Here is an 8,604-nt window from a genome sequence, read left to right as displayed (position 1 = left end):
GTGGCATCGAGGTGGCTCACATGATCGCCAAGGGGCAGATGAAAGACAACGGCGCCCGACAAACTGTTGCCGAGCAGTTCTATTCGTTGGCGGCAAAAGTAGTCCTAGTCATATCAGGCGTTGCTCAACTTGCAATCGTTATCGCGACAAAACCCCGTTGCCTATCGGCAAGGGTTGGAGTGCCGTCAAGGATCTGATCGGCAAGGCCGCGTCGATGGTGGGCGTGGATCCGATTCTTCTCGCGGCGATCGGCGCGATCGAGTCCGCGTTCAATCCGTCCGCGAAGGCGGGCACGAGCAGCGCATCGGGTCTGTTCCAGTTCATCAGCAGCACCTGGCAGACGATGCTCAGGAAGTACGGGCCGAAGTACGACATTCCGCCCAACACGCCACAGACCGATCCGCGCGCAAGCGCCCTGATGGGCGCCGAGTTCATCAAGGAAAACGTCGCGGCGCTCAAGGGTGTGAAGGGCACCATCACACCGACCGATGTCTATCTCGCGCATTTTCTCGGCCCCGGCGGTGCGAAGCAGCTTCTCAAGGCCGATCCCGGCACGGATGCCGTAGCGCTCATGCCGGGGCCCGCGGCCGCTAACCGGTCCATCTTCTTCAACAACAAGGATGGGTCTCATCGCACGGTGGCCCAGGTCTATGCGGAGATTGGACGGCGGGTCCAGCTTGGCCTGAAGCAGACGGGGGTGACGACTGGCGCTGCTGACGTTGCATCCGCGCCAGTTAAAACCGGCAAGGGCGCGGGCGCTGCGGACACCACTGCCAGGGCGCCGGCGCCGGGCGCCTCGGGGGTAAGTGCAAACGCAACTAACGCTCTAGCGGCCACCGGACCGGCGAAACCGGCTTCGCCGGCATCAGCGAAGGCGCCCAGTCCCGCGACGGGCGCTGCGGCGATCGCGCCGGGCTTGCAGGCTGGGATGCCTGGCATGACAGGCGTCGGCGGTGCGGGGAGTGCCACGGCCGCTTCCGTTGCTGGTGCGGGCACTGCGTCGAAACCCGCGCCAGCGGGGGCTACGATCCCGGTATCAAACATCTCGCAAGGTGGCTCCCTGACGGTCGTACCCAGGCAGCCAGCATTCGCCACGGCATCGACTCGCGCTGATACGGCGGATGCACGTACCGGGCTGGGTGGAGCGCTCAGCAATGTGGCCTCGAAGATCCCCTTCGCGGGAGGCTCGCCTGCGGCTCCGTTCGGCTTCGGGCCGGCGTCCGTCAAGCTGATCGATCAGGGCCCGAAGTCCATCATGACGATCCAGCGGGCCCAGCATGACGAGCACATGGACGCGCTGGGCGGAGTGGGAGAAACACTGGACAGGTCGCTCAAGGTTCACGAACAGGCGCTCGACGTCCTCAGGGCCATGTACGACCTGATGCAACAGGCGGTGAAGCAGGGCGCCGGTTCGGCGGGGACGGCAGCCGTCAGCGCAGGCACTTCAGCCACAACAGTAGCCGGTACGGTCCAGCCGTTCCAGCGTGGGATGGCGCGGGCGATGCCCACACCGCCTGTCTCGATGGCCAGGACGGCGTAGTCGCGGACGCCGGGAGGCAGGGTCGGCTCCTGCCTCTCGGTGTCTTCAAAAAATGGGTATCCGCATTGCGCGGTTGATTTCGTCTTGTGCGGTGCAATGTATGCCGTGATATCAATGGCTGCGGATGGCGTCGCAGATCGGCCTGGATAGGGGTAGGAAACGGCGATCGCCGTCCCCTCCCTCCGAACCCGGTGTGCAGTTTTCCCGCATCAAATGAGTTCAATCACAATCGTGATTATGGGCTCGAGCCCATAACAATGAGAAGGGTCGTGTCGAAAGGGCAATCAGGTTTGTACGCGAGAACTTCTTTGCCGCGCGCAAGTTCGCTGACCTCGACGACCTCAATGCTCAGGCCGCGGGCTGGTGCGCGGGTCCCGCCGCCGATCGTCCTTGCCGGGAAGAGTCCACGATCACCGTGCGCGAAGCCTTCGTCCGTGAACAGCCCAGCCTGCTCGCCTTGCCAGAGAATCCGTATCCGTGCGAACTGCAACTGGCCGTGAAGGTTGGCAAGCAGCCGTACGTGCGCTTCGACCTGAACGACTACACGATCCCGCATACCCACGTGCGGCGTACGCTCACGGTGCGGGCCGATCCCCGGCAGGTACGCATTCTCGATGGCGCCGATCTGCTCGCCACCCATGTGCGCAGTTACGATCGCGGCGCGCAGATCGAGATTGCCGCGCACATCGACGCCCTCGCTCGGGCGCAAACGCGAAGCCCGTCACCATCGCGGCCTCGACCATCTGGCCCGGGCGGCGCCGGCCAGCCAGGCGTTGATGTTGCGCGCCGCTGAACTCGGCGGCAATCTGGGCAACATTACATCCAATCTGCTCCGCCTGCTCGACCGCTATGGCGCCTCCGAACTGCAGGTGGCCATTGCGGAGACCCTCGCCAGTGGCGCTGCGCCTCATCCGAATCCGGTACGTCTGGCGCTGGAGCGCCGGCGCGAGGCGCGCAGGCTGCCTCCGCCGGTGGCGGTTCCAATGCCAGAACACGTGCGCAAGAAGGACGCGCTGGTGACACCTCATCGGCTCGACATTTACGACCAGATCACGGGAGATGGTATGGACGCCTCCCTCCCGCGTCGGTGAGCAGAGGCAGTAGAAACGGCGGAGCCCTCCGCTATACCCGACGGCATCAGAGTGCCAAAGTGGTGGTTGTCAAGACGACCACTGAGGGCAAGGAGGGCTCGAAATGAAGACTACGACATTTGGCGTGGACCTGGCAAAGCGGGTCTTTCAGGTGCACTGGGTAGACATGGATACAGGCGAAATCAACCGCAAGCAGTTCAGGCGCGAACAGCTCGTGACCTTCTTTGCGAAGCAGGCGCCGGCGCTCATCGCGATGGAAGCCTGCGGCAGCGCTCATTACTGGGCGCGCCGTTTTGCGGGCTTTGGCCATCAGGTGAGGCTCATCGCGCCCGCGTTTGTGCGCCCGTTCGTAAATCGCAACAAGACCGATGTCGCCGACGCGCAGGCGATCTGGGAGGCCGCGCAACGACCGGAAATGCGCTTTGTGGCAGTCAAGAGCGAAGCGCAGCAGGCGGTGCTGACACTGCACCGCGTACGCCAGCAACTGAAGAAGATGCACCGCATGCAGACCAACCAGATCCACGGCTTGCTTTATGAATTCGGCGCAGCCGTACATCGTGGGTGGCACAGCATGGACGATGCGGCACGCCAATTGACCGAACTGGCCGACACCTTGCCCGCGATGGTGATCGACACGCTGCGCGAACAGCTGCAGCGTGTCGAAACACTCGCGCACGATATCCGCACCATTGAACGCCGGCTTGCAGCATGGCAGCGCCAGGACGAAGCGGCCACACGGCTGGTCGCGATTCCCGGCGTGGGCCTGCTCACCTCGACCGCTGCGGTGGCCACCATCGGCCAGGCCAGTACATTCCGCTCGGGACGTGAGTTCGCCGCCTGCATCGGTCTGGTGCCGCGACAAAGCGGCACGGGAGGGCGCGTGAAGCTGCTGGGCATCAGCAAACGGGGCGATGTGTACCTGCGCACCTTGCTGATTCACGGCGCGCGCTCGGTGCTCACGCACTCGAAGCATCTGGACGACACGCTGCAACGTCTGCTGGCGCGACGACCCTTCAATGTGGTGGTCGTCGCACTGGCCAACAGGATGGCACGCATGATCTGGGCGCTGCTCGCCCACGCCCGTACGTACCAACCCGGTTACGTGGCGCATGCCGCGTAGAACTTCCACTTAACTATGGAGACTGGTCGTCACTAGGTTGCGCAGGTTGATACACATGTGATGGCACAACAGGTCGGACCGTGGGGAAGCAAGCCTGAACGGTGTCTTGTCCATCAAGGACTCGCAGGAGATGAGGCCCTTCCCCAGCAGATTCCATCAGGGCCAGCGGGCCACCGCCCGCACCACAGGCCGGATATAGTGGAATGGCCTCGTCCCACCCGCGGTGGTAGGGCACGAAGGCTCCACCAGAGGGCGTGGCAGTATGGGACTCCCTGATCTGCAAATGAACGGAGGCTGTCATGAGCGTTACATTGCTGAGCATCGATCTTGCCAAGAACATCTTCCAGCTGCACGGCGTTGACGAGCACGGCAGGCCGGTGTTGAGCCGGCGTGTCAGCCGCGCCAGGCTGCTGGAGGCGGTCGTCGGTATACCTTGCTGCCGCATCGTGATGGAAGCCTGTGGCGGAGCACACTACTGGGCACGCCGATTCTCCGCAATGGGACATCATGTGCAGATCATTGCTCCGCGGTTCGTCAAACCCTTCGTCAATTCCCAAAAGAACGATCGCAACGATGCCGAGGCGATCGCCGAGGCGGCGTCACGTCCGACGATGCGCTATGTCGCGATCAATAGCGTTGAGCAGCAGGACATCCAGTCCATGCATCGCATCCGCAGCCTGCTGATGCGCGACCGGATCGCGCAGATCAACCAGATACGAGGGTTACTGGCTGAATACGGCGTCGTCATTGCCCAGACGCCGCTGAAAGTACGGCAGCAGTTGCCAGCAATTCTTGACGATCAAGCTAACGAGCTCACCGGGCTCACCCGCTCGATGGTGCGCGACATGTATGAACGACTCGCGCTTCTGGATACGCAGATCGCGCGGTACGACAACCTCATCAGTCAGGCGCACAAGGCATCTCCTCCAAGCCAGCGACTGGACAAAATCCGGGGTGTCGGCCCCATGATTGCAACCGCTGCCATCGCCGCTGCAGGCAGCGCGACCGAGTTCGCGAACGGCAGACAGTTTGCTGCATGGATCGGTCTGACACCACGCCAACACTCCTCAGGCGGCCGGCAACGCCTGTTCGGAATTACGAAACGGGGCAACGGATACCTGCGGATGCTTCTTGTGCACGGAGCCAGATCAGTCGTCCAGCAGGCAGCGAAGCGTAACGATCCGCTCTCGAAATGGATACTTGAGCTTCAGGCACGACGGGGAACAAACGTCGCCGTTGTAGCGCTCGCCAACAAGATAGCCCGGACAATCTGGGTGTTGCTGGCTCGAGGACGTGAATACGAGCCCCCTGTATGAGTGCGTCTATGGCAGCACGGCTGCAGTAATCTTCAACCCATCATCGATTGCACAAGTGATTTGATTCAATGGCAAACAGGTCGGACCGTCGGCGACAAAACCTGCGCAGTCTTAGGGCTCCCGAAGCCGTGGATATATAAAGGAGTCGCCGGGCGAAATCCATTGGGGCCAGGCACATGCGTGCCACAAACAGGCCGTATGTATATATACAATCCAGCACCTGCAAGCAGTGGATCAAACCATTTGGCAAACGGGACGAGGCCATGTATAAGTCTGCAGCCACATCCTGTCTGTCACACATGAATATCACCTGGCAAACCGGGAGGCGTCCATATAAGACACCGATGAGCGCGCCTGATGATCTGCAAAGCCGCGCGAACGCCTTGCGCCTGTATGGACTGCTCGCACACTGGCCCGATGTGGTAGCCGAGCCGTGGGTCGCGCCATTGCTGCAGTGGGAAGAGGACGAGCGCGGACGCCGTTCGCTGGAGCGACGCATCCGCGATGCCCATCTGGGCAGCTTCAAGCCGCTCTGCGACTTCGACTGGGCCTGGCCCAGGCGCTGCGATCGTGCTGCCGTCGAAGAGCTGATGGCGCTTGAGTTCGTCAAGGACACCGCGAACGTCGTGCTGATCGGACCGAACGGCGTCGGCAAATCGACACTGGCGCTCAATCTCGCCTATCAGGCAATCGTCCATGGTCACACGGCCTTGTTCACCACCGCCGGCCAGATGCTTGGTGAACTGGCCGCGCTCGATAGCGATTCGGCGTTGCGCCGCCGGCTGAACCGCTATGCCTCACCCCACGTGCTTGTGATCGACGAGGTCGGCTACCTCTCGTACTCGAACCGCCACGCCGATCTGCTGTTCGAACTCGTCAGCCGGCGGTACGGTGTCGCGTCGACTGTGGTGACCACAAACAGACCATTCGGAGAATGGCATGAGGTGTTTCCGAACGCGGCTTGCGTCGTCTCCCTTGTTGACCGACTGGTGCATCGGGCGGAAGTCGTTGTGATCGAGGGCGAGTCCTATCGGGTGAAGGAGGCGCGTGAGCGGGCCGAACTGCGCACAAAAAGACGCACTGCCAACCGTACGGAGAAAAAGTGATGAAGAGCCTTGCACACATGCCATCGGGTATCGTCCGCGGGCTCGACTTCCTGATAGATGCGAACTGGTCGCCTGAACAGGCGCTCGCCGTCTTCGAACTGCTCAGCGATCTGCGTGCGCGAATCTGGATGCACTACTCCATCGAGTTGCATGACCTAATTCGCGAGCAGCGATCGCCTCCTGACGATCCGGAAGATATCCTCGACGATCTCTCCTGAACCAACTGACACGCCAGGCGGCCGCCACTGGCCGCCTGGTATCGTTGACGCTTCCACTCAGCCTTGCGCCGCCGTCTAGTGGGTCTACGCCGCCGCCAACACGCAGCATCCTCCGCCGGTGTCCCTATCGATCCAGCGTGCGGAAGAGCAGCACGCGGTTCCCGAAACGGCGCGACGCGCACAGGGTCACACAGGACGGGGCACCAAACAGGTGGAACCGTCGCCGGACTTGAAAGACGCCGATTTGGATATACAATGCACTTAATGTATATCTATTGGAGAAATACTCATGCAAGTCGCAAAATGGGGCAACAGCCTTGCCGTCCGGCTGCCCGCGAGCGTCGTCGATGCGCTCGGTTTGAAGGAGGGGGACGACATCGAGATCTATGCCGACCAGTCCGGCGCGTTCTCAGTCAGCAAGAAGCTGACAGCTGCTGAGCGGATCGAGCGCCTGCGCAAGTACCGCGGACGACTGCCTGCCGACTTCAGGTTTGATCGGGAATCGCTCACCGACAGGGGAAGCGCTGAATGACCGTTGAGGCACCGACGCGATTCGCCGTCGATAGCAATGTGATTGCCTATCTGTTCTCGAGCGACACTGCGAAGGCTGACCGGGCCGAGGCGGCGGTGGTGCAGGGCAACCCGAAACCCGTCATCAGCACGCAGGTGATGAACGAGGTTACGCTCGTCATGAGCCGGAAAATGGGCCTCTCATGGCCGGAGATCAATACTCTGCTTGGCGACGTGGAGGAATTCTGCGAGATCGTGCCGCTGACGCTTGAAGTCCACAGGCAAGCGCGCCATATCGCCGAACACTATGGATTCAGGTTCTACGATTCATGCATCATCGCCTTCGCGTTGCTCGAAGATTGCGAAGTTTTCTACAGCGAAGACATGCAACACGGGCAGGTTATCTTCGACCGGCTGACGGTGATCAATCCGTTCCGGTCACCCAGTTGACTGCCGCTCGATTCCGCATCTGGCGTCAGACAGTTTACGTGATTTTCACCGCAGTGGGCATACGCCGAACTCCAACGTGTCACCCAGCGCGGCACCGAGGGCAAGCAGGATGCCGGCCATCAGCACCAATACAGGGAGAGTCCGTGTACCAGACAGGTGGGTGGTCATCACTTTCAGGGGGTTGATGGATTTCATGGCATTGCCGCACCGTGCGCGCGTTCCGGAGAAAGCGCCTCGCCAGCCAGTCCATAGCCGGCGAGGCCTGAAAGGCGGGCCGCGAGGACCGTTATTGTGCGGCCCGCCCGGGGGCTGTCCTAAAGGGCTGTTCCGGTTGGAGGCTGTCTGGCCAATATGCAGCGCCTGTCCAGTTCGGCACGGATACGCAGATCGACGAACAGCCGGCGCGTTTCGATCACACCATACAGACGGCACAGGATCTGCTCGATCGCCTGCGAGTCGGCAAAATCACCACTGGCAGCCAGGCGGAACGCCAGCTGCCGTATTGTCTCCCGCCGCTCTGTACGCAGTACGTCCCTCGAAACCATGATCGTCTGCCGCTTGCCTCACATCGCGTTTATATAATAGGCGGTAAAAATGGCACGTTGACCAGGCGTGGCCGTACATTTGACATAGTTTCGTTATAATTTAGCGGTCCCATATATCGCAATTTCGAACAGAATGTCCTCCAGACGATCCAGCCCTCGCGTTGGCCGCGCCCGCAGGCCACTGACAAAAACGCTTCTGTTGCCGATGGAGCGCGCCGCTGCCAATGAACGTTCGCTATCCTGCCATCTCGCGCTGGCCGCATGCCGCGCCGGAAACGGTAGCAGCCATCTTGTCAATGAACTGATGCTTGCGGTCTACCTGAGCTGGTATCTGCAACGCGCGGGCTACGGGAACCAGCCCGTCGCGCAGTTCAAGGCCGTTGAATACGCAGTTGAAGAGATTCTGGCGCACGCTCACGAAACGGGCGAATGGCGGTTCGCGCCTGAAGTGGTCCGCCACCTCGAATCGTTGCTGGCGCTGTACGACGCCCAGCTTGCGAGAGCCCCTCTTCACGAAGTGCTCGACGCGGAACTGCACATGAAAGTTTTTCTGGAGGGAACGGATCAGTCGCCGATTCCGCTATCGACGTAGTACGGAAGCCCTGGGAGGAGTGGTTTTGTCGCGATAACGATTGCAAGTTGAGCAACGCCTGATATGACTAGGACTACTTATGCCGCCAACGAATAGAACTGCTCGGCGACAGTTTG

General features: G+C 61.3%; 12 protein-coding genes and 1 pseudogene. 11 read left to right on the top strand and 2 right to left on the bottom strand.

Annotation, left to right across the window (positions count from 1 at the left end; genetic code table 11):
* The 10 genes and pseudogenes from P3T23_RS46545 to P3T23_RS46500 form a co-directional block, all read left to right on the top strand.
* A pseudogene (locus tag P3T23_RS46545) lies at positions 1-92 on the top strand (IS6 family transposase); the annotation flags it as partial.
* Between the two features lie 65 nt (positions 93-157).
* On the top strand, positions 158-1,540 hold the full coding sequence (locus P3T23_RS46540; protein ID WP_429322764.1) for a transglycosylase SLT domain-containing protein: 1,383 nt from the start codon (positions 158-160) through the stop codon (positions 1,538-1,540).
* Between the two features lie 415 nt (positions 1,541-1,955).
* Positions 1,956-2,333, top strand: a complete 378-nt coding sequence (locus P3T23_RS46535; RefSeq protein ID WP_429322763.1) for a Mu transposase domain-containing protein — start codon at positions 1,956-1,958, stop codon at positions 2,331-2,333.
* Positions 2,215-2,631: a hypothetical protein gene (locus tag P3T23_RS46530; protein ID WP_429322765.1), complete on the top strand. Its 417-nt coding sequence runs from the start codon at positions 2,215-2,217 to the stop codon at positions 2,629-2,631. Before P3T23_RS46535 ends, P3T23_RS46530 begins: the two co-directional genes overlap by 119 nt.
* A gap of 103 nt (positions 2,632-2,734) precedes the next feature.
* Positions 2,735-3,751, top strand: a complete 1,017-nt coding sequence (locus P3T23_RS46525) for an IS110 family transposase (protein ID WP_429322762.1) — start codon at positions 2,735-2,737, stop codon at positions 3,749-3,751.
* A 299-nt stretch (positions 3,752-4,050) separates the two neighbouring features.
* Positions 4,051-5,067: an IS110 family transposase gene (locus tag P3T23_RS46520; protein WP_429322761.1), complete on the top strand. Its 1,017-nt coding sequence runs from the start codon at positions 4,051-4,053 to the stop codon at positions 5,065-5,067.
* Positions 5,068-5,411: 344 nt separating this feature from the next.
* Entirely contained in the window at positions 5,412-6,173 is a 762-nt protein-coding gene (gene istB / locus P3T23_RS46515) for an IS21-like element helper ATPase IstB (protein WP_252889411.1), read from the top strand.
* Positions 6,173-6,391: a hypothetical protein gene (locus P3T23_RS46510; protein ID WP_252889410.1), complete on the top strand. Its 219-nt coding sequence runs from the start codon at positions 6,173-6,175 to the stop codon at positions 6,389-6,391. The genes istB and P3T23_RS46510 overlap by 1 nt, the downstream gene beginning before the upstream one ends.
* Before the next feature lie 289 nt (positions 6,392-6,680).
* Positions 6,681-6,923: an AbrB/MazE/SpoVT family DNA-binding domain-containing protein gene (locus P3T23_RS46505; RefSeq protein WP_429322760.1), complete on the top strand. Its 243-nt coding sequence runs from the start codon at positions 6,681-6,683 to the stop codon at positions 6,921-6,923.
* Positions 6,920-7,351, top strand: a complete 432-nt coding sequence (locus P3T23_RS46500; protein WP_429322759.1) for a PIN domain-containing protein — start codon at positions 6,920-6,922, stop codon at positions 7,349-7,351. The genes P3T23_RS46505 and P3T23_RS46500 overlap by 4 nt, the downstream gene beginning before the upstream one ends.
* A 45-nt stretch (positions 7,352-7,396) precedes the next feature.
* On the opposite strand, the gene P3T23_RS46495 is transcribed toward P3T23_RS46500, so the two are convergent.
* Entirely contained in the window at positions 7,397-7,546 is a 150-nt protein-coding gene (locus tag P3T23_RS46495; protein WP_429322758.1) for a hypothetical protein, read from the bottom strand.
* 119 nt (positions 7,547-7,665) lie between these two features.
* Positions 7,666-7,896, bottom strand: a complete 231-nt coding sequence (locus tag P3T23_RS46490) for a hypothetical protein (protein ID WP_429322757.1) — start codon at positions 7,894-7,896, stop codon at positions 7,666-7,668.
* Between the two features lie 133 nt (positions 7,897-8,029).
* On the opposite strand from P3T23_RS46490, the gene P3T23_RS46485 reads away from it, so the two are divergent.
* A complete protein-coding gene (locus tag P3T23_RS46485) occupies positions 8,030-8,488 on the top strand; it encodes a hypothetical protein (protein WP_429322756.1) in 459 nt (152 codons plus the stop codon).
* Positions 8,489-8,604: the final 116 nt, after the last annotated feature.

This window comes from Paraburkholderia sp. GAS448, from assembly GCF_050435685.1.
In the GTDB taxonomy this organism is placed as follows: domain Bacteria; phylum Pseudomonadota; class Gammaproteobacteria; order Burkholderiales; family Burkholderiaceae; genus Paraburkholderia.
Note: the sequence above shows the minus strand (reverse complement) of the source record. Positions and strands in the feature narration are given on the sequence as shown.

Excerpts from the sequence above, each read along its gene's own strand:
- P3T23_RS46525 (WP_429322762.1), top strand. The coding sequence starts at position 2,735 with ATGAAGACTACGACATTTGGCGTGGACCTGGCAAAGCGGGTCTTTCAG.
- P3T23_RS46520 (WP_429322761.1), top strand. The coding sequence starts at position 4,051 with ATGAGCGTTACATTGCTGAGCATCGATCTTGCCAAGAACATCTTCCAG.
- istB (WP_252889411.1), top strand. The coding sequence starts at position 5,412 with ATGAGCGCGCCTGATGATCTGCAAAGCCGCGCGAACGCCTTGCGCCTG.
- P3T23_RS46510 (WP_252889410.1), top strand. The coding sequence starts at position 6,173 with ATGAAGAGCCTTGCACACATGCCATCGGGTATCGTCCGCGGGCTCGAC.
- P3T23_RS46505 (WP_429322760.1), top strand. The coding sequence starts at position 6,681 with ATGCAAGTCGCAAAATGGGGCAACAGCCTTGCCGTCCGGCTGCCCGCG.
- P3T23_RS46500 (WP_429322759.1), top strand. The coding sequence starts at position 6,920 with ATGACCGTTGAGGCACCGACGCGATTCGCCGTCGATAGCAATGTGATT.
- P3T23_RS46495 (WP_429322758.1), bottom strand. The coding sequence starts at position 7,546 with ATGAAATCCATCAACCCCCTGAAAGTGATGACCACCCACCTGTCTGGT.
- P3T23_RS46490 (WP_429322757.1), bottom strand. The coding sequence starts at position 7,896 with ATGGTTTCGAGGGACGTACTGCGTACAGAGCGGCGGGAGACAATACGG.
- P3T23_RS46485 (WP_429322756.1), top strand. The coding sequence starts at position 8,030 with ATGTCCTCCAGACGATCCAGCCCTCGCGTTGGCCGCGCCCGCAGGCCA.